The sequence below is a fragment of the Corynebacterium sp. H128 genome (genome assembly GCF_037482625.1).
Lineage (GTDB): Bacteria > Actinomycetota > Actinomycetes > Mycobacteriales > Mycobacteriaceae > Corynebacterium.
Map to the genome: position 1 here is coordinate 286,876 of NZ_JBBHKW010000001.1, position 19,310 is coordinate 306,185.

16 protein-coding genes are annotated in these 19,310 nt (G+C 59.3%); 13 read left to right on the plus strand and 3 right to left on the minus strand.

Annotation, left to right across the window (positions count from 1 at the left end):
• Positions 1–106: 106 nt before the first annotated feature.
• From WG915_RS01350 to WG915_RS01365, 4 genes are read left to right on the plus strand one after another with little or no spacing between them, the layout of a single operon-like run.
• On the plus strand, positions 107–1,690 hold the full coding sequence (locus WG915_RS01350; protein ID WP_339563561.1) for an ABC transporter ATP-binding protein: 1,584 nt from the start codon (positions 107–109) through the stop codon (positions 1,688–1,690).
• Positions 1,687–3,447, plus strand: a complete 1,761-nt coding sequence (locus WG915_RS01355; protein WP_339563562.1) for an ABC transporter ATP-binding protein — start codon at positions 1,687–1,689, stop codon at positions 3,445–3,447. The genes WG915_RS01350 and WG915_RS01355 overlap by 4 nt, the downstream gene beginning before the upstream one ends.
• Positions 3,448–3,480: 33 nt before the next feature.
• On the plus strand, positions 3,481–4,017 hold the full coding sequence (locus tag WG915_RS01360; protein ID WP_339563563.1) for a YbhB/YbcL family Raf kinase inhibitor-like protein: 537 nt from the start codon (positions 3,481–3,483) through the stop codon (positions 4,015–4,017).
• An 11-nt stretch (positions 4,018–4,028) separates the two neighbouring features.
• Entirely contained in the window at positions 4,029–4,412 is a 384-nt protein-coding gene (locus WG915_RS01365) for a hypothetical protein (protein WP_339563564.1), read from the plus strand.
• 154 nt (positions 4,413–4,566) lie between these two features.
• Here the strand turns inward: WG915_RS01365 and WG915_RS01370 are convergent, their stop codons facing one another.
• From WG915_RS01370 to WG915_RS01380, 3 genes are read right to left on the minus strand one after another with little or no spacing between them, the layout of a single operon-like run.
• Positions 4,567–5,661, minus strand: a complete 1,095-nt coding sequence (locus WG915_RS01370; protein WP_339563565.1) for a quinone-dependent dihydroorotate dehydrogenase — start codon at positions 5,659–5,661, stop codon at positions 4,567–4,569.
• A gap of 13 nt (positions 5,662–5,674) precedes the next feature.
• Complete coding sequence (locus tag WG915_RS01375; RefSeq protein WP_339563566.1) at positions 5,675–6,802, minus strand: WD40 repeat domain-containing protein; 1,128 nt, start codon at positions 6,800–6,802, stop codon at positions 5,675–5,677.
• 35 nt (positions 6,803–6,837) lie between these two features.
• Positions 6,838–7,737 (minus strand): aldo/keto reductase, encoded by a 900-nt coding sequence (locus WG915_RS01380; protein ID WP_339563567.1) that lies wholly within the window; start codon positions 7,735–7,737, stop codon positions 6,838–6,840.
• 97 nt (positions 7,738–7,834) lie between these two features.
• Between WG915_RS01380 and WG915_RS01385 the strand changes: the two genes are divergently transcribed.
• The 9 genes from WG915_RS01385 to WG915_RS01425 all read left to right on the plus strand — a co-directional run bounded on the left by WG915_RS01385 (position 7,835) and on the right by WG915_RS01425 (position 19,287).
• A complete protein-coding gene (locus tag WG915_RS01385; RefSeq protein WP_339563665.1) occupies positions 7,835–8,659 on the plus strand; it encodes an undecaprenyl-diphosphate phosphatase in 825 nt (274 codons plus the stop codon).
• 48 nt (positions 8,660–8,707) lie between these two features.
• On the plus strand, positions 8,708–9,964 hold the full coding sequence (gene mshC, locus WG915_RS01390; RefSeq protein ID WP_339563568.1) for a cysteine--1-D-myo-inosityl 2-amino-2-deoxy-alpha-D-glucopyranoside ligase: 1,257 nt from the start codon (positions 8,708–8,710) through the stop codon (positions 9,962–9,964).
• Positions 9,965–10,003: 39 nt separating this feature from the next.
• Positions 10,004–10,384: a hypothetical protein gene (locus WG915_RS01395; RefSeq protein ID WP_339563569.1), complete on the plus strand. Its 381-nt coding sequence runs from the start codon at positions 10,004–10,006 to the stop codon at positions 10,382–10,384.
• Positions 10,385–10,401: 17 nt separating this feature from the next.
• Positions 10,402–13,929: a methionine synthase gene (gene metH, locus WG915_RS01400; protein WP_339563570.1), complete on the plus strand. Its 3,528-nt coding sequence runs from the start codon at positions 10,402–10,404 to the stop codon at positions 13,927–13,929.
• A gap of 10 nt (positions 13,930–13,939) precedes the next feature.
• Positions 13,940–14,641 carry an HAD family hydrolase gene (locus tag WG915_RS01405; protein WP_339563571.1) on the plus strand — a complete coding sequence of 234 codons (702 nt, stop codon included), beginning with the start codon at positions 13,940–13,942 and terminating at the stop codon, positions 14,639–14,641.
• Positions 14,642–14,645: 4 nt separating this feature from the next.
• Complete coding sequence (locus WG915_RS01410) at positions 14,646–14,909, plus strand: phosphoribosyl-ATP diphosphatase (protein WP_339563572.1); 264 nt, start codon at positions 14,646–14,648, stop codon at positions 14,907–14,909.
• Positions 14,910–14,924: 15 nt separating this feature from the next.
• Complete coding sequence (gene hisG / locus WG915_RS01415) at positions 14,925–15,770, plus strand: ATP phosphoribosyltransferase (protein WP_339563573.1); 846 nt, start codon at positions 14,925–14,927, stop codon at positions 15,768–15,770.
• Between the two features lie 521 nt (positions 15,771–16,291).
• A complete protein-coding gene (gene aspA / locus WG915_RS01420) occupies positions 16,292–17,731 on the plus strand; it encodes an aspartate ammonia-lyase (RefSeq protein WP_339563574.1) in 1,440 nt (479 codons plus the stop codon).
• A gap of 248 nt (positions 17,732–17,979) precedes the next feature.
• Positions 17,980–19,287: an anaerobic C4-dicarboxylate transporter gene (locus WG915_RS01425; RefSeq protein ID WP_339563575.1), complete on the plus strand. Its 1,308-nt coding sequence runs from the start codon at positions 17,980–17,982 to the stop codon at positions 19,285–19,287.
• Positions 19,288–19,310: the final 23 nt, after the last annotated feature.

The following is a 19,310-nucleotide window of genomic DNA, read 5'->3' on the forward strand; positions in this document are numbered from 1 at the left end:
GCCTTGCGGCTGGGCACTCGTAAACAATAGCCTGATTTTGAATTGCAACACAAATCGGCAGGTCAGGTTAAGTTCCACGGACGTAATTAGGGTATCCTCAGTTCTCATGTTCACCCATCCTGCGAAAGTACCGCCGCGCCTGCGGACGTGGGCGTGGTTTGTGCCGGAGCAGCCGGGACAAACCCCAGCGCCCCTCCTTGCCAACAATCCGAGCTCCAGCAAGCTTGTCCGGCAGACGCTGACCAGCCACCGGACCGCCTTTTGGGTGTTGGTCGTTGCCTGGAGTGTTTCTTCAGTGAATTCGGCGCTGATCTCGCGAATTATTGGCTTTGGCCTCGATCGGGTGATTCCACAACCGGATGTCGCCCAGGTGTGTACCGCGTTAGCAACAGTAGCCGCGGCCCTGCTGTTTATGTTCTTGGTCGACGCGACGGCTGACTCACTCACCACGCTCTCCAGCTTCCGGGTTGCTCATGATCGGCGTTTGGAACTAATCAGCGGCTTCATCCGAACCCGGAGCTCTAAGACCCCGGGTGAGTTGTTGAACACGGCCGATGAGGATGTCCAACAGCTCAGCGACGTCAAGTATGTGTTGAACTTCCCCTTGGCAATGGTCACCTACATGGCTTCAGCGATCGTCGTCGTGAGCCTGTTTTCACCGGTCCTAGCGCTGATCATTTTGGCGGGCGGGGTCGGCACTGCGGTAGCTTCCTATTTCACCGGCAAAGCAATTTCCCAGGTCTCCTCGCAACGCCGTGCTGCAGAATCGGCCTCAGTGTCATTGGCCACCGATTTCGCCCAGGGGTCCCGAGTCTTGAAGGGTCTGGGCGCCATCGGCGAGAGCGAGCGCAAGTTCCAGACGGCGGCGCGGTCTGCACTGGATACCATGGTGCAAGATGCGAAGGTCACCGCGATCACTACTTTCTTGCGACAGCTCGTACCCCTTACTGCCAACATCGCGGTGTTAGCCTTCGCCGGTTGGTACGCCGTAAGTGGCCGGATCACGCCGGGTGAATTCTTCACGGTCACGCTGTTGGCGCCACCTGCGTTGACGGTGACTGGCCATGCCCTCGGATTCTTCACCGAATACTGGGCCCGCGCGAATGCTTCCGCTAGCCGCATCATCGATCTCGCCACCGCAGCTAGCCCCTTAGAGGAGCAAGCGGGATTGGCGCACTCAGACACAATAGGCCTCGAAGTCTGGCTTGCGGAGACTCCTGTCGCCCGACAGCGTGCGGAGGCAGAATTGGCGCGGCTCGGAGGCCTGCGGCCACCACATGCAGCCCACGTGTTTGAGGGCAGTTTGGCGGACAATATCGATCCAACAGGCACCGCGCCTCTGGTTTTCGAGGCGCTAAGGGCTGCCTCCTGCAGCGACATCGTGCGCCGGCTCGGTGGCTTCGGCGATAATGGTGAGCTTCCCGCCATGCCGATTGGGGAGGCCGGACTCAATCTTTCCGGCGGTCAGCGGCAGCGTGTCGCGCTCGCCAGAGCATTGGCCTTGGACCCGCAAATTTTGGTGCTTGATGACCCAACTACCGGTTTGGATTCCGTGACCCTAGATCGGGTAGCTCAACACACCCGGGAGTTGCGCCGCGATTGTCTCACGGTGGTGTTGACTACTTCTCGCGGTTGGATCGCGGTCGCTGATCGTGTCCGCGACTTCGATGCCGAGGAGGCCCGACCATGAATCCAGCCAGCATCACCGAGATCGGGCGCTACCTAAAAACGCTGCCGGCCCGTCCTCGCGCCACCTGGTGGGTGATTAGCTCCGCCGTATTTCTCGCCACTTTGCTGTGCATGATGTCCGCCACCGCGCTGATTGGGCAGCTTGTCGACGTCATCAACCACGCATCCGTACCATTCTTCGGCTCTGGCAGTCCCGCCTATCTGAAGCTGGTGGTGTTGATAGCCACCGCGATGACCGTCGAAGCCGCTGGCCGGGCGACCGGGCAATTCCTCTTGCAGTCACGCGCGCGACGCATGTCTGTAGATGTCCGCGAGGCTGCTTTATCAGCTGCATTGCGTGCGCCCGTTCCCGACATGCTAGAGCTGGGTACCGGCAACGTTATCTCGCGACTGACCAAAGACATTGACGCGGCCGTCCGCATGGTCACCACCATGGGTGTGCGTGTGGTGGTGACCGCGCTGATGTTCCCCTTCACCTTGGTATCGATCACCCTGGTGCATTGGAGCTTCTTCCTCGTGTTCTTGCTCGCCGTAGTGTTGGTGTTCCCGCTCGCCCGAGCAAACACACTCCTGCTGCCCGCCGCTTCGAACACCGTGGCTGATGCCGACGCCAAGCGTAATAACCAGCTGCTCGACACCATTCGCGGTTTACCCACGTTGCGGGCGCTGGGCTTGCAAAGCTGGGCTTCACGACGCCTAGAGCGCACTTCCTGGGCGAGCGTCCAGGCCGTCGCTAGTAGGGAACCGCTGTTCAACCGACTGACCGGACACGGGGTCTTTGCCTACGGCATCCTGATCGTCGGCAGCTTTGCACTCTCAGCGTGGCTTGTGCACCAAGGCGAAGTCTCTCTGGGCGGTGCTTCCACCGCGATGCTGTTGGTCTCACGCATAGAGATCCATGTCTTCAACGTGATGTACTTCGCGGGCGAGATCCAGAACGCGATGACCTGCCTTGGCCGCGCCGTCGCCCTTGCCAAGCTGGCGCCCGCATCAGCCACGGAACCTGCAGATTTGCAGCGCAGCCCAGAGATTCGTATCGAGGGCCTGACCTTTGCCTACCCCGGAGCCGCACCGATCCTTTCTGATCTCGACCTCACGCTGGATGCTGGCACGACCACGGCCCTGGTAGGAGCCTCAGGTGCCGGCAAATCCACCCTCGCTGGGCTCATCGCAGGGCTACAACGCCCCACCCAAGGTCGCATCCTCATCGACGGCATCGACACCGCCACGGTTCCCGATTCCTGGGTCTCCCGCCAGGTAGTCCTAATCAGCCAAGAGGTACACATCTTTGCGGGCACGCTTGCCGACGACCTCCGCCTCGCATCCCCAAACGCCTCCGATTCCGAACTACTGGCCGCCCTGGCACAGGTCGGCCTCCACCCCGACACCACTTCTTGGCGCCGCTGGCTACCGGAGGGGCTGGAGACCAAAGTGGGTGCCGGAGCCGAGGAATTGGCCCCAGAGGTACAACAGCAGATTTCCCTCGCACGGATCATTCTGGTCGATCCACCAGCACTTCTCATGGATGAGGCGACCGCGGAGGCGGGTAGTGACAGCGCTCGGGCATTGGAGACGGCAGCTACGGCCGTCGCAAAGCAGCGCACTGCCTTAGTGGTGGCGCACCGACTCGACCAGGCGCGCAGCGCAGACCGCATCATCGTGATGGAGGAGGGGCGGATCATCGAAGACGGCACGCATGCGGAGTTGCTCGCGCGGACAGGTACCTATGCGCGCCTGTACGAAAAGTGGAAATCCTAGCCGAGGCCGAGCTAACCCAGGTATAAGGGAAGTATGACTTCTTACATTGATGATCGTTTCCCTGGTCCTGATCCATACGCGCCGCTTGGCGATAAGCCCTCCTTTCCCCTGAGCTCCTCAGACTTCGCGGACGGTGGCACCTTTAAGCCGGAGCAACTCGGTGGCTCTGATGTTTCCCCGCAATTGCAGTGGTCCGATCTTCCCGAGGGCACCAAGTCCGTGGCTATCACGTGTTTTGACCCGGATGCACCTACCGCATCTGGGTTTTGGCACTGGGCGGTGTTTAATATCCCGGCTTCTGTGAATGAGCTTCCAGCGGGCGCTGGTGACGAAACTTTGGGTGGCATCGAGGGCGTCGTCACGCTGAAGGGCGACTCCGGTAAGCGCGGTTACTATGGCCCGAATCCTCCGGCTGGTCATGCTCCGCACCGCTACCTTTTCGCAGTGCATGCCCTTGACGTGGAGAAACTCGATATCCCTGCGGATGCTACCCCCACAGTGCTGGGTTTCAACCTGTACTTCCACACCCTTGGGCGCGCAATCACGTGGGGCTGGCACGAAAACCACTAAGCTAACCGCCTATGAGTGATGCTGCTAACACGACCATTCCGGCCGCGATTCGCGCAGGCGGTGCCTTTGTCGCCATCGCCATTGTGCTGGCCATCTTCACTTTCGTGCAGGTAGTTACGGAAGGCTTCTTGGTGCCGTTCCAGGTAACGCCACGCTTCCTTTTGATCCTGGCGGCCGCAGCGATCCTGGGAGCCTTTGGAATGTCAGCTCCCGGCCAAGCTCGCGGCGCCTGGAGCGTATTCGCGCTGGCGGTGGCGTTACTACTCGTGGTGGGCGGCCGGTTCATTCCGAACGATCCGATTCACGTGATGGAGCAGTGGTGGTTGCCCGCTTATGCCATCGTTGCACTGTTGTGCGGGCTGGTGCTTCGTCGCGCGGCTCTTCCAGCCCGCTAGCTTTGCGACGCCAGCCGCCCCGTACACGGTCAAAGTCGGATCATGAAAGTCGGATTTCGGAAGATAACCCTGCTGCACACTTGCTATGTGTGCGAGATTTCGCCGAAATCCGACTTCTATGATCCGACTTTCGCACCCTCAAAGAGCACTAAACCTAGTCGAGCCCACAACCCACGGCTTCAGAGATATTGCTGAAACCGTGTTCGCGTACCTTCTCCGCTAAGCCGAGGTGGATATCGCGAATCCAGTCCGGCCCGCCATAGATGAATGGGGTGTAACCCTGCAGCAAGGTGGCACCGGCGGCGATACGCTGCCAGGCGTCGGCAGGCGAAGTGATGCCGCCGACCGAGATCAGTACCAGCGAATCGCCGACCCGAGCATAGAGCCGCCGCAGTACCTCGAGCGAACGAGCTGCAAGCGGGGCGCCAGAGATACCGCCAGCACCCATGGCGGCGACCTGATCTGGCGGCGTTGTCAGCCCAGCACGCGAGATCGTCGTATTGGTTGCCACAATGCCGGCCAGTCCCAGCTCAACTGCGAGATCAGCAACAGCATCGACGTCCTCGTCAGACAGGTCGGGGGCGATCTTCACCAGCACCGGTGAGCTGGTGGATTCTTGCACTGCGCTGAGGATCGGGCGCAAGGACTCCACAGCCTGGAGATCGCGTAATCCCGGCGTATTGGGGGAGGACACATTGACCACGAGGAAGTCCGCTAGGTCCCCAAGCAGCGAGGCGGAGGCGCGATAGTCGTCGACAGCCTCTGCGGCTGGCACCACCTTCGTCTTACCGATATTGATGCCCACCACGTCGCCCGAACGCCGCCGCCGCAATTGTTCCGCAGCAAACGCCGCACCCCGGTTGTTAAAACCCATGCGGTTCAAAATGGCTTTATCGGCGGGCAGTCGGAACAGTCGGGGAGTCGGATTGCCGGGCTGGGCTTGTGCCGTCACCGTACCTAGTTCCGCATATCCGAAACCAAGGGGAGCCCACGCATCCGCGCAGGTAGCGTTCTTATCAAATCCGGCCGCCAAACCAAGCGGCCGTGGAAACTCCACCCCGAAAACCGTCTGCGCCAGAATCGGATCGCGCACTGGGAGAACCTTGTTGAGCGCTCGGTTCACCGGTGTCAGGCGGTGCAGTACCCCGAGGCCCTGCGCCATCAGAATATGAATACGTTCCGGCTTCATCCGGAACATCTGTTGCAACGTGAGTTCGTATGCCGCGGTACGGAGGGGATGGCTTTTCACGATGGCGAATCCTTTAAGGTTGGGCGGGCTTATCGACGGCGGCAGCAACATCCTTCGCAGGAATAACCTGAAGTCCGGCTCCGGAGCTGGAGAGCGCGTAGATGTTTCCATCCGCATCGATGCTCATGCTGTGGACGTCCGCGATGGAGGAGAAGGAGCCGCGCTTTTCCGGCACGCCGGATTTCAGGGAATAAGCAGTGATGGTGTTGTCGGCGGTCGAGGAGACCCAAGCGAGGTTGTGCTTCTTGTCCCAGGCGATCGCCCACGGGGACTTATCCGTGCGCATCGTCTGGTGCAACATCAGGATGTCGTCGTCGGTGTACACGCCGAACTGGTCGCCGAGGGCGTCTGATGCCAGGAACAGTCCTTCTTCACCTGCTGCGATGCTTCCGACGCCGACCCCCATTCTTAGTGCGGCCCCGGGGCGGTTGTTTTGGTAGTCAACGCCCTGGATAGCGGTTTCCGCGCGGTCGATGAATACCACGCCATCACGGGTACCGCTGACGGCGCTGGCGACCATTTGGTCCGCCTTGCGTCCGGTAGAGATCTTCTTGGAATCGCCGGAATCCTTGCCGCGGAACACATAGACGTCAGGTTCCTCGCTACTTCCACCGATGACCTCACCGGTGGACGTCATCGCTGCGGAGGTGAACTTCATTGAGGCGCGGCGCGAATCTTCCAGGTTCGGGTTCTTGGCGTCTATCAAGTAGATCGCGCCGCCGCCAGCCCCGCCCTCGATAGGTACCGGGCAGGGCAGCACGAAAGTATCGCCGGTGACAGTGATGTCCCCACAGCTACTCATTATGTCGAGCGTGGTGAAGGAGTTGGTTCGTAGCTTGTCGATGCTACCGATAGCGAGCTTGTTGCCCGAGCGCACTGCAAAGACATCGCCTGCATTATCGACGTCCTTCGCCGCCGCAAACGCAGCTGGAAGCTGCAGCACTGTTCCGGCAGGATCCTTAGCCTCGGGAGAGGGCGCGGGAGTTGCGTTGCCCAGTACGCCGGTGACAACCTTGTCGGCGGCAACCTGTTCCTGGGCCTGCTTTTGCGGGTCTGGAACATTGGGCGGGGTACAGGATGTCAGCCCACAAGCGCCGCTAACGAGCAGCGCAACGAGGGGGATACGCAGGGTTTTCTTCACGCTTTCCAAGGCTACCAGAGCCTTAGGAAGGCAATTTAGACTGCGGAGATCTCATCCAGCGCTGACACGATCGCTGTTGCTAAGGTCACAGTTGCGGCGGGCAGGACATCGTCAAGCTGCTCCGGCGAGCTGACACTGACCAGGGTCGAGCTGACTCCTGGTCGCCCTAGTGCCCACGCTAAGGCCGCGGTTGCGGGAGCGATGCCGAGCCCGGTTGCCGCAGTGCCCAGTGCGTCGACAATGCGGGAGCTACGTTGATCCAGCTTGACCAGCACTTCCGCGTCGGTTGGTCGCACGCCATCACGGTATTTTCCGGTCAGGATGCCTTGGCCGAGTGGCGAGCTCGCGATGAATCCCAGCCCGAGGAACTGCGCCGCCGGCAGAATGCCCCTTTCGGCGCTGCGGTCAATCAGGCTGTACTCGGCCCCGGCTGCGGCAATAACTGGAGACGGAGTCACTGCGAGTTGCCAGCCCTCGTAGCCCCGCAGCCCGGCATAGCGAGCGCGACCCGAACGCACGATCGCTTCTAAGGTGTCTGCAACCTCCGCCGGGGGCGTCGCACCATCCCAATACTCCGCACTCACCAGGTCCACATGGGTCAGGCCCAACTCGGCGAGGCTCCGGTCCAACTGGCGAAATAGGTTTCGCCGGGAACAATCCACGCGCCTGCCCACTGGCGCTTCTGGGTCGACTCCCAAAGATAGGGAGAGCACTAGGTCGTCGCGGCTGAAGTCGGGGAGGACTGTCCCGAGGAGTCGCTGCGCGGCACCGAAGTGGGTAGCGGGGGTGACGTCGATAAGCGTGCCGCCTGCGGAAACGAAGCGCCGCAGCACCTGCGCCGCAGTTTCCGGGCTGAGGTTCGCATCCCAGGCACGGGTGCCTAAACCGATGCTGGATACGCGCAGGCCGTGTGTGCCGAGTTGACGTTGCTTCACAGCAACTTAGGATACAGCTCCCAAGGTGTCGATCGGCTCAGTGCCACGAAGTCCGGCTAGGGTATCAGGGGTGAATAGTGCTGCAGCTACGGAACCCATGTCCTGGGTTCAAACGATCGTCCTGTCCGTCGTGCAAGGTCTCACCGAGTTTCTCCCGGTGAGTTCCTCCGGCCATCTCCGCATCATTTCCTCCTTGTTCTGGGGCCAGGATGCCGGAGCCTCCTTTACCGCCGTGATCCAGCTGGGCACTGAAGCCGCTGTGCTGGTGTACTTCGCCCGCGATATCTTCAACATCGCCCGGGGTTGGCTTAAGGGCCTGTTCAATAAGGCGGAGCGCGGCTTTGATTACCGGATGGGTTGGATGGTCATCGTGGGCACGCTGCCAGTGGCCATCGTAGGCTTCTTAGCCAAAGACGCCATCCGGGATAACCTGCGCAACATGTGGATCACCGCTACCGTGCTCGTGCTCTTCTCCTTCGTATTTATCGTGGCGGAGAAGTTCGGCAGCAAGAAGCGTTCCTTTGAGGAATTGACCATGAAGGACGCCATCATTATGGGCTTGGCACAGTGCCTGGCACTCATTCCAGGTGTGTCCCGTTCCGGTGGTACCGTCTCCGCTGGTCTGTTCACCGGACTCAATCGTGAGGTCGCCGCCCGATTCTCCTTCCTGCTGGCTATCCCTGCTGTGTTGGCTTCCGGGTTGTTCTCGCTACCCGATGCTTTTGCACCTCAGGCAGGACAGGCGGCTACCGGCGCGCAGCTGCTGGTGGGTACGGGTATCGCCTTTGTAGTTGGCTACGCCTCTATCGCGTGGCTGCTGAAGTTCGTGTCCAACAATTCCTTCTCCTGGTTCGCGGCGTACCGTATTCCAGCAGGTCTATTGGTCATGGGGCTGCTCGCCATGGGGGTATTGCAGCCTTAGGGGCCTTTAGTCGCCTGAATGTGGGTCGCTCACGCTACAGTAAAAAGCATGAAATCGTGGCCACGTCCAGTAGTTCCCAGTATCGATCCTTCGCTCGGCAAACCAGTACCCCTGGTGTTGTTTGATACCGCCGATCAGGACCTAAGCCTGGTGCAGGTCAAGGACGGGGTGGCTGGCATGTACGTGTGCGGGATTACGCCCTATGACTCCACGCACCTCGGACACGCAGCAACCTATCTAGCCTTCGATTTGGTGTACCGCCAGCTCCGCGACAACGGCGTCACCGTCAAGTACGTCCAAAACATCACTGATGTGGATGATCCGCTGTTTGAGCGCGCGGAGCGCGATGGCGTCGATTGGCGCGAACTAGGCACCAGCCAAATTGATCTCTACCGCTCGGACATGACTGATCTCGAGGTCTTTCCTCCGGACGAATACGTCGGCGTGATCGATGCCGTGTCGGAGGTCATCACGATGGTGCAGGGGCTATTGGATAATGGTGCCGCTTATGTCGTCGCTGACGAGGAACATCCCGACATCTACGCCAGCATCACCGCCACCGAGCAATTTGGCTACGAGTCGGGCTATGACCGCGATACCATGGCGGCATTTTTCGCAGAGCGCGGTGGCGACCCGGAGCGTCCAGGCAAGCGCGATCCGCTCGATGCCCTGATTTGGCGCGCCGCACGGAACGGCGAACCCAGCTGGGATGCCCCCTTTGGTGCGGGACGTCCCGGTTGGCACATCGAGTGTTCCGCCATCGCCACAAATCGGCTAGGGGAGAGCTTTGCCATTCAGGGCGGCGGCAGCGACCTGATCTTCCCGCACCACGAATTCTCCGCCGCACACGCCGAGGCCCTGCACGGCAATCCGCGGATGGCGGCCCACTACGTGCACACCGGAATGATCGCGCTGGATGGTGTGAAGATGTCCAAGTCACTCGGCAATTTGGTCTTTGTATCCAAGCTGACTGCAGCCGGCCACGAGCCAAGCGCGATCCGCCTCGGTGTGTACGCTAGCCACTACCGCGCTGATCGGGATTGGTCAGATGCGGTACTCACCACGGCCGAGATGCGGCTGGAGCACTGGCGCAGTGCGGTGCGCCGCGCCTCCGATGCTGAGGTGGCCAAGAAGTTGCTTGCCGAGGTACGCTCGGCGCTTGCCGACGACCTGGACACCCCGCGTGCGTTGGCCGCCTTGGACTCTTGGGCGTTGAGCGTCCCAGACACCGCCCCAGAGCGAGATAGCGAAGCAGGAAAGATCATCCGTACCATGGTGCACGCGCTGTTAGGCGTCAAGCTTTAATGCTGCGCCCGTCACACTTTTAAGGGAGAATACAAAGCTATGAGCATTCGAGCACAGTTGCAGTCGGACGTCGATGAATTCATTTCCAACCTAGAAGAGTTCGCTACCGGTTCTTACCTTCGTGAAGAGGAACGCGAGTTCTGGGATCAGCCTTTCGACCCAGCACAGTTGCCGCAGTTGCGCACCATATTGGAGTCCTTCCTCGACGAGCTTGATCAGCTGCCTGCCGATGCAGACCCAGAGAGCATTCCCACCCTGGTGGGGGCAACGGTGACTGCGATCGAAGAATTCAATGCCAAGAACGCCGATGCCGTGGTCGAACCAGAAGAACGCGAGGAATTGAATGCTTTCTTCCGCAAGGCAGTGGCGGCATCGCCGGCAAATACTGAGGGAATTTCCGCACTTCCAGAACTGGAATAGTCTAAGCTGTCTAGTTTATGAAGACTAGTACAGCTTTTCTCGACGCCCTGTCCGATAGAATTCTCATCGGCGACGGTGCCATGGGCACCCAGCTGCAGGGCTTCGACATGTCCGTGGCAGGTGACTTCCAGGGACTAGAAGGCTGTAACGAGATCCTCAATTACACCCGGCCCGACGTTGTCGCCAGCATCCACCGCGCCTATTTCGCGGCCGGCGCAGACTTCGTAGAAACCAACACCTTCGGCTGCAACCTGCCAAACCTTGCCGACTATGGCATCGCGCAGCGATGCGAAGAGCTGGCGTACCTCGGCGCGAGCATCGCCCGCGAAGTGGCCGCAGAGTTTCCTGGTCGCTTCGTCGTCGGCGCCCTCGGCCCCGGCACCAAGTTGCCTTCCCTCGGCCACGCGCGTTTCGACGAGCTGAGCCATCACTACGAACTAGCCGCGCGCGGCCTGCTCCGCGGCGGCGCCGACGCCATCCTCGTTGAGACCGCTCAAGATCTGCTCCAGGTCAAAGCAGCCGTATTGGCCTGCAAACGCGCTTTTGCCACCGAGGGACTAGCGCTACCGATCCTGTGTCACGTGACCGTGGAAACCACTGGCACGATGCTGCTGGGATCCGAAATCGGCGCGGCGCTAACGGCGCTGGAACGCTTAGGAATCTCCGCCATCGGGTTGAACTGTGCCACAGGTCCCGCCGAGATGAGCGAACATCTACGCTATCTGTCCCGGCACTCCTCAATTCCGGTTAGCGTTATGCCCAACGCAGGACTGCCGGTGTTGGGCAAAAACGGGGCCGAGTATCCACTCTCACCCGCGGAAATGGCAACTGCTCTAACTGGCTTCATCGATGAGTTCGGCTTGAGCATGGTGGGTGGTTGCTGTGGCTCGACGCCTGAGCATATTCGGCAGTTGGCTGCCGCCGTCGCCAAGCGGGCGCCACAGCCGCCACGGCTGCAGCAACCTGAGGACACTGTGTCCTCGCTGTACCAGTCTGTGCCGCTCACGCAGGACACCGGCATCACGATGATCGGGGAGCGCACCAACGCCAACGGCTCTAAGGCGTTCCGGGAGGCGATGCTCGCGGGCGATTGGGAGAAATGCGTGGACATCGCCAAGCAGCAGACTCGCGATGGCGCGCACCTTCTCGATGTCTGTGTGGATTACGTGGGTCGCGATGGCCGCGAAGACATGATCGAATTGGCATCGCGGCTGGCCACGGCCACCACCTTGCCCATCATGCTGGACTCCACTGAGCCTGCCGTACTGGAAGCTGGATTGCAGACGTTGGGCGGACGCTGCGCGCTGAACTCTGTCAACTTTGAAGACGGTGACGGCCCGGATTCTCGCTACCAAAAGATCATGCGACTGGCCCGAGATCACGGCGCTGCCGTCGTAGCTTTGACCATTGATGAGCAAGGCCAGGCGCGGACGGCCGAGCACAAAGTGGCGGTGGCCAAGCGGCTCATCCAGGACATCACGCAGACTTGGGGACTAGCGGAACAGGACATCATCGTCGATTGCCTCACCTTTCCAATCTCCACCGGGCAGGAGGAAACGCGTCGCGACGGCATCGAAACGATCGCGGCCATTAAACAGCTCAAAGCGCTGCATCCGAATGTGCACACCACGCTGGGGCTATCGAACATCTCCTTCGGCCTGAACCCAGCCGCACGCCAGGTGCTCAACTCCGTCTTCCTCAATGAGTGCATCGAGGCGGGCTTAGACACCGCTATCGCCCATTCCTCCAAGATTCTTCCGATGAACCGCATCCAGGAGCGGCAGCGGGAGGTGGCCTTGGACATGATCTATGACCGTCGACGCGAGGGCTATGACCCGCTGCAGGTCTTTATGGAGCTCTTTGAAGGTGTCGATACCACCAGCGCCAAGGATGCCCGGGCGGAGGCTCTTGCTGCGCTGCCGCTGTTCGAACGCCTCGCACAGCGCATCATCGACGGCGAGAAGCAAGGGCTCGAGGCGGACCTGGATGCCGCCATGTCCGAAAAGGATCCCATCGAGATCATCAACCAAGACCTGCTCGCCGGCATGAAGACCGTGGGTGAACTCTTCGGATCAGGACAAATGCAGTTGCCATTTGTGCTGCAGTCCGCGGAAACAATGAAGACGGCAGTGGCCTATTTGGAAGACTTCATGGCGGCCTCCGATAGCACCGGCGCAAAGGGCAAACTAGTCATTGCGACGGTGAAGGGCGATGTGCATGACATCGGCAAGAACCTGGTGGACATCATCTTGTCCAATAACGGCTACGAGGTAGTCAACCTGGGGATCAAACAACCAATCCGTGACATCGCTGCTGCCGCGGAGGAACACCATGCCGATGTCATTGGTATGTCCGGGCTGTTGGTGAAGTCCACCGTGGTGATGAAGGAGAACCTGCAGGAGCTCAATTCCGCCGGACTAGCCAAGTATCCCATCCTTCTGGGCGGGGCCGCGCTCACCCGCAGCTATGTGGAACATGACCTCGACGAGGTCTATGAAGGCGATGTCTACTACGCGCGCGATGCCTTTGAAGGACTCACTCTCATGGATTCTGTGATGGCGCTCAAGCGCGGCTCTGTTTCACCCGAGCAAAGGGCCGCAGCGGAGCGAGCCGAGCAAAAGAAGGCGGAACGCAAAGCACGGAGGGAGCGTTCCTTGCGTATCGCCGAGCAGCGGAAAGCGCAGGCCGAACCCGTTGCCGTCCCAGAGCGTTCCGACGTCGCTACCGCCGTGCCCCGCGCTACGCCACCTTTCTGGGGAACCCGCATCCTCAAGGGGATCTCGCTCGCCGAGTTCCTCCCGATGCTGGATGAGCGCGCCCTGTTCATGGGGCAGTGGGGCCTGAAGCCGGCTAAGGATTCCGATGAATCCTACGAGGAGCTCGTCGAGCGCGAGGGACGCCCCCGGCTGCGCATGTGGTTGGACCGGCTGAAAGCGGCCGGAATCTTGGACCACGCCGCAGCCGTCTATGGCTATTTCCCTGCAATATCCCAGGGCCAGGACGTGGCGATCCTGTCTGAGCCCCGACCGGACGCGACCGAACGCACCCGCTTTAGCTTCCCGCGCCAGCAGCGTGGACGCTTCCTGTGCATCGCTGACTTCGTCGCTTCCGACGCGGTCGACGTGCTGCCGTTCCAGCTCGTCACGATGGGCCAGCCCATCGCCGACTTTGCCAACGAGCTCTTCGCAGAAAACAACTATCGGGATTATCTGGAAGTCCATGGGCTTGGGGTACAGCTGACGGAGGCTATGGCGGAATGGCTGCACTCCCGGATCCGCGCAGAGCTCGCACTACCAGGTGACCTGCACGTCGGGGATCAGGATGCCACCGACCCACGACGCTTCTTCGACCTAGACTATTCCGGCGCTCGTTATTCCTTCGGCTATGGTTCCTGCCCCGACCTGGAATCGCGCACCGCTTTAGTGGAGTTGCTTGAACCACAGCGGATCGGGGTGTCCCTTTCGGAGGAACTCCAGCTGCATCCGGAGCAGTCCACCGATGCCTTCGTGCTCTATCACCCGGAGGCAAAGTACTTCAACGTATAGGCTGCTTGATATGTATCAAGCAATTTTGTGGGACATGGACGGCACCCTCGTAGACTCAGAGCCGCTGTGGGAGATCGCCACCTATGAGATGAGTGAAGCCATGGGGCGCAGGCTCACACCCGAGCTGCGCGCCCAGACCATAGGCGGCACTTTCTCCAACACAGTCCGGATATGCGCCCAGCACGCTGGTATCACGGTCTCCGAGGCGGACTACCAGGGTTATCGATCCCGGCTGTTTACCAGGATGGATGAGTTGCTGCGCTCTCGCTTGGAACTAAACCTCGGCATCGCTGAGCTGTTACAGCAGTTGCATGCGGCCGGTACACCCATGATGGTGGTCACCAATACCAATCGTGTGCTCGCTGACCCGGCTATCGACGCCGTTGGTCGTCATTTCTTTAGCGACACCATCTGCGGGAACGAAGTTTCCGCCGGTAAGCCAGATCCGGAGATCTACACCACGGCAGCTGCGCGGCTCGGCGTGAAGCCGCAGCAGTGCCTAGTGTTTGAGGATTCTGGGGCTGGTATGACTGCAGCAAGCACCGCGGGCTGCCGCGTCATCGGCTTGCCTGCGGCCGGGGGAGTCCCGGCTGGGGTCGTCGATATGCGAGATCTGCACGGAAGCACCTCCTTTATAGGGGTGACCCCGGAAAAGCTGGCACGTTGGTTCGACCTCTTAGCCACCTCAGAGCCCGTTGCTGTGGAAGAATAGTTGCGTGAAGAACTTTGACTCGCTATACGCTGAACTGCTCGAACGATCCACCTCTCGTCCAGAGGGATCCGGCACCGTTGCCGCTCTGGATAAGGGTGTGCATCATCTGGGCAAGAAGGTCATCGAAGAAGCGGGCGAAGTATGGATCGCCGCCGAGTACCAGTCGGATGAAGAGCTGGCGGAAGAGATGTCCCAGCTCATCTACTGGACTCAGGTGATCATGGTCAAGCGTGGCCTGAAGCCCGAAGACGTCTACAAGTACCTCTAGGGGAGTTGGCTACCTATGTTGAGAGTTGCTGTTCCAAACAAGGGCTCATTGTCTGAGCGTGCGGTTGAGATTCTGCACGAGGCTGGCTACGAGGAGCGTCGCGATCCGAAGGCATTAACGGTCCTGGATACGGCCAATGATGTCGAATTTTTCTTCCTGCGCCCCAAAGACATCGCTATCTATGTAGCGAAAGGGCACCTGGATCTCGGTATCACTGGACGTGACCTGGCCGCCGATTCCATGGCAAAGATCCAGGAAGTAATGCCACTAGGCTTCGGTGGTTCCACCTTCCGCTATGCCGGCCCACGTGGCGCTGCGCTGTCCGTTGAGTTGTTGGAAGGTCTGCGGGTGGCTACGTCCTACCCGAACCTGGTACGAGAGGACCTCAAGAGCCGGGGGATTACTGCGGAGGTGATCCGGCTCGATGGTGCCGTCGAGATCTCAATCAAGCTGGGTGTGGCCGACGCGATTGCTGATGTCGTCTCCACCGGCCGCACGCTGCGTAAGCAGGGGTTGGAGCCTTTCGGCCCCGTCATCTGTGACTCGGAAGCCGTCGTGGTGGCTCGCGCAGGCATCGATCTCACTGATACGCACCGGGTGTTCCTGCGCCGCATGGAGGGCATCCTGCACGCGCAGAACTTCCTGATGATTGACTACAACATCGAACGCAGCCTACTGGAAGAAGCCACCACCATTACCCCTGGTCTCTCCGGTCCGACGGTGTCACCACTGGCGAACGAGAACTGGGTAGCGGTACGCGCGATGGTGCCGCTCAAGGAAGCGAACTCCATCATGGACCGACTCTCACTCTTGGGAGCAAAGGCGATTTTGGCATCGCAGATCCGGATCGCCCGCATGTAAGTTCGCAAGGAACTTTTTCTTAGCCGTTAGCAACACACCGAGTCAGCGGTGCTGCTAACGGTTTTTCTCGCAATGAGTAGGGGGAATCAAAGGTGGCAGCCAGCGGATTTACGTGCCTTTCAAGTGCAAAACGGAAGTACCCCTACTTTGAGGTAGCAGCACTTAAGGGAAAATAAGGTTAAGCGATATTTGGCCTGCCCAAAGTCCGCTTAAGAAACACGTCACCTGCAGCATTCATCAACGTTCGATTGTTAAAAGCTATCGCTTTGACATCCATAAAAGTTCCACACCTAAAACGTGCATAATGCCACAATTAGAAACGCGCTTCCTGTTGGAATTGCATTGGGAAATTCACATAGGATCGCTATTATTAGTTATTGAACCAGCTTAAGAACTACCCCAATTTCCGATTTCACACTTAACGTTTCCGAAACCGCACAGCAGTTCCGGAAAACCAAACACTTGGGCACCTGCCCACCATATGTAATCTGCACCAACCTGGTACAAGGAGTACACAACCAGTGACTGAACAAGATTTCTCACAAGGCACCCGCACCGAAGAAGACCTCCTCGGAACGATGGAAGTTCCGAACGACTGCTACTACGGCATCCACACCCTGCGCGCCGTGGATAACTTCGCCATCTCCGGCAAGACCCACAATGAGGTTCCAGACTTCATTCGTGGCATGGTCCAGGTAAAGAAGGCCACTGCAATGGCCAACCGCAAGTGCAAGACGCTTCCTAAGGACAAGTACGAAGCAATCGTATGGGCCTGCGACCAGATTCTGGAGCACGGACGCTGCATGGATCAGTTCCCAACCGACTCCTTCCAGGGCGGCGCAGGAACCTCAATGAACATGAACACCAACGAGGTTGTTGCAAACCTCGCACTGGAGAACATGGGCAAGCCAAAGGGCTCCTACCACGACCTGAACCCTAACGATGACGTCAACATGGCTCAGTCCACCAATGACGCATACCCAACCGGTTTGAAGCTCGGCATCTACCACGCCGCACTCGGCTACATCGCTGAACTGCGTGAGCTGGCAGAGGCATTCAACGCTAAGGGCGAAGAGTTCAAGAGCGTATTGAAGATGGGCCGCACTCAGCTGCAGGACGCCGTCCCAATGACGCTGGGCGGAGAATTCCATGCATTCGGCCATGGCCTCATCGAGGAAGCTGACTTCCTGGAAGACGCCATCAAGATCCTGCTGACCACCAACCTCGGCGCAACCGCAATCGGCACCGGCCTGAACACCCCAGACGGCTTCCAGGATGCCATCGTGGCTGCTCTTGCTGAGGTCACTGGCCTGGAGATCAAGGGCGCACCAGACCTGCTCGTCGCAACCTACGACAACTCCTGCTACATGCACGCACACGCTGCAGTGAAGCAGTCCGCGATGAACCTGTCCAAGATCTGTAACGATCTGCGCCTGCTGTCTTCCGGTCCACGCGCCGGCCTGAACGAAATCAACCTGCCAGAACGCCAGGCTGGTTCTTCGATCATGCCAGCAAAGGTCAACCCGGTTATCCCAGAGGTTGTCAACCAGGTGTGCTTCAAGGTCTTCGGCAACGACATGTGCGTACTGATGTCCGCTGAAGCTGGCCAGCTGCAGCTCAACGTCATGGAGCCAGCACTGGCACAGGCAATCTTCGAGTCCCTGTCGCTGCTCACCAACGCTGTCAAGGCACTGCGCGAAAAGTGCGTCGTGGGCATCACCGCCAACGAAGATGTCTGCCGCGCGTTCGTCGACAACTCCATCGGCATCATTACTTACCTGAACCCATTCATCGGCCACCTCAACGGTGACAAGATCGGCAAGGAGGCCGCTCAGACCGGCCGCTCCGTGCGCGAACTTGTCCTCGAAAAGGGACTGATGGACGAGGCACAGCTCAACGAAGTTCTCTCCACCGAGAACCTCATGAACCCTGTGTACCGCGGAAAGCTGTACGAGGACTAAAAGCTTCGTACTAGGGCGTCACGTTCCTAGTTTGGCAGTGACGCCCGCCTTGGGTAACGCCGATCGGTAGGAGATTTATTGGCTTGGGTCTCCTACCGAAAGGCGTGCTCAAACCCCATCATTCTTCCATAACTGAATATCTTCAGTGAAACCATTTCAACCGAGTTTCACGCGAAAAATGCCACCGCTGAGCTGTGCAAGGCGATTCCAGATTCGTGCGAAACTCACCTAACCCAAGGGAAAGACCAGTGCTCGCACTTCAAATCATCATTGTCCTCGCGGCCATCTTCATTGGCGCGCGCTTGGGCTCCATTGCCATTGGCTTTGCCGGTGGCGCTGGCGTCCTGTTGCTTGGACTTACCGGTATCCCGGTGACGATTAAGGACATTCCTTTTGACGTCATCGGCATTATCATGGCCGTCATCGCAGCAATCGCAGCGATGCAGAAGGCCGGTGGCCTCGACTACCTCGTCTACCTCGCCGAAAAGGCGCTGCGTAAGAATCCAAAGCAAATCACCATCTGGGCACCTATCGTGACCTGGCTGATGACAGTCTTCTGTGGCACCGGACATACCGCATTCTCTACTCTTCCAGTCATCGCTGAGGTGGCTAAGGAAGGTGGCGTCCGCCCATCCCGTCCACTGTCCATCGCCGTCGTCGCTTCGCAGATGGCCATCACCGCATCCCCAATCTCCGCTGCTGTGGTCTTCATGGCATCCATCATGGAACCACTCGGAGTCGGCTATGTCTCCATGCTCGGAGTGTTCCTGCTCTCCACGTTCATCGCGATCATCATCACTGCCTTTGTTACCAACTTCCTGGGCAAGGACCTGGCAGATGATCCTATCTACCAAGAGCGTTTGGCTAACGGCACCTCTAAGCCACCAAGTGGCAAGCACGACTACGCCCCAATCAAGGGTGCTAAGGCTTCCGTCCTCATCTTCCTCGTCGCGATCATCCTGGTGATGTTCTACGCAACCGCTATTTCTGACCAGGTTGGCTTGATCAGCGATCCGAAGATCCCTCGTAACGAGGCCATCATGGCCATCATGCTCGGTGCTGCAACCGTAATTACCCTGGTCTGCAAGATCAAGGCAGATACCATCCTGCAAACCCCAGTGTTCCGTTCCGGTATGTCCGCATGTATCTGTGTGCTGGGTGTTGCTTGGCTCGGTACCACGCTGATCAACCACTACATCGAGGACATCAAGCGCCTGTCCGGCAACATCTTGAATGACTACCCATGGATGCTGGCTGTGGTTCTCTTCTTCGCCGCCGCACTGCTGTACTCCCAGGCTGCTACCGCCAAGGCTCTGCTCCCAGCAGCGCTCGCCGTCGGTGTCTCCCCATTGGTTGCAGTTGCTTCCTTCGCCGCAGTTTCCGCACTGTTCATCCTGCCTACCTACCCAACGCTGCTTGCAGCTGTGGAAATGGATGACACCGGATCCACGAAGATCGGCAAGTTCGTCTTCAACCACTCCTTCATCATCCCAGGCACTCTGGCGATTTCCCTCGCTGTTGCCTTCGGCTTCCTATTCGGTAGCTTCATGCTCTAGGAAATTCCTTTTCGATACGAGGC

What these genes read in the sequence shown, in the direction of transcription:
- WG915_RS01350 (WP_339563561.1), top strand. Translation starts at nt 107, where the DNA reads ATGTTCACCCATCCTGCGAAAGTACCGCCGCGCCTGCGGACGTGGGCG.
- WG915_RS01355 (WP_339563562.1), top strand. Translation starts at nt 1,687, where the DNA reads ATGAATCCAGCCAGCATCACCGAGATCGGGCGCTACCTAAAAACGCTG.
- WG915_RS01360 (WP_339563563.1), top strand. Translation starts at nt 3,481, where the DNA reads ATGACTTCTTACATTGATGATCGTTTCCCTGGTCCTGATCCATACGCG.
- WG915_RS01365 (WP_339563564.1), top strand. Translation starts at nt 4,029, where the DNA reads ATGAGTGATGCTGCTAACACGACCATTCCGGCCGCGATTCGCGCAGGC.
- WG915_RS01385 (WP_339563665.1), top strand. Translation starts at nt 7,835, where the DNA reads ATGTCCTGGGTTCAAACGATCGTCCTGTCCGTCGTGCAAGGTCTCACC.
- mshC (WP_339563568.1), top strand. Translation starts at nt 8,708, where the DNA reads ATGAAATCGTGGCCACGTCCAGTAGTTCCCAGTATCGATCCTTCGCTC.
- WG915_RS01395 (WP_339563569.1), top strand. Translation starts at nt 10,004, where the DNA reads ATGAGCATTCGAGCACAGTTGCAGTCGGACGTCGATGAATTCATTTCC.
- metH (WP_339563570.1), top strand. Translation starts at nt 10,402, where the DNA reads ATGAAGACTAGTACAGCTTTTCTCGACGCCCTGTCCGATAGAATTCTC.
- WG915_RS01405 (WP_339563571.1), top strand. Translation starts at nt 13,940, where the DNA reads ATGTATCAAGCAATTTTGTGGGACATGGACGGCACCCTCGTAGACTCA.
- hisG (WP_339563573.1), top strand. Translation starts at nt 14,925, where the DNA reads ATGTTGAGAGTTGCTGTTCCAAACAAGGGCTCATTGTCTGAGCGTGCG.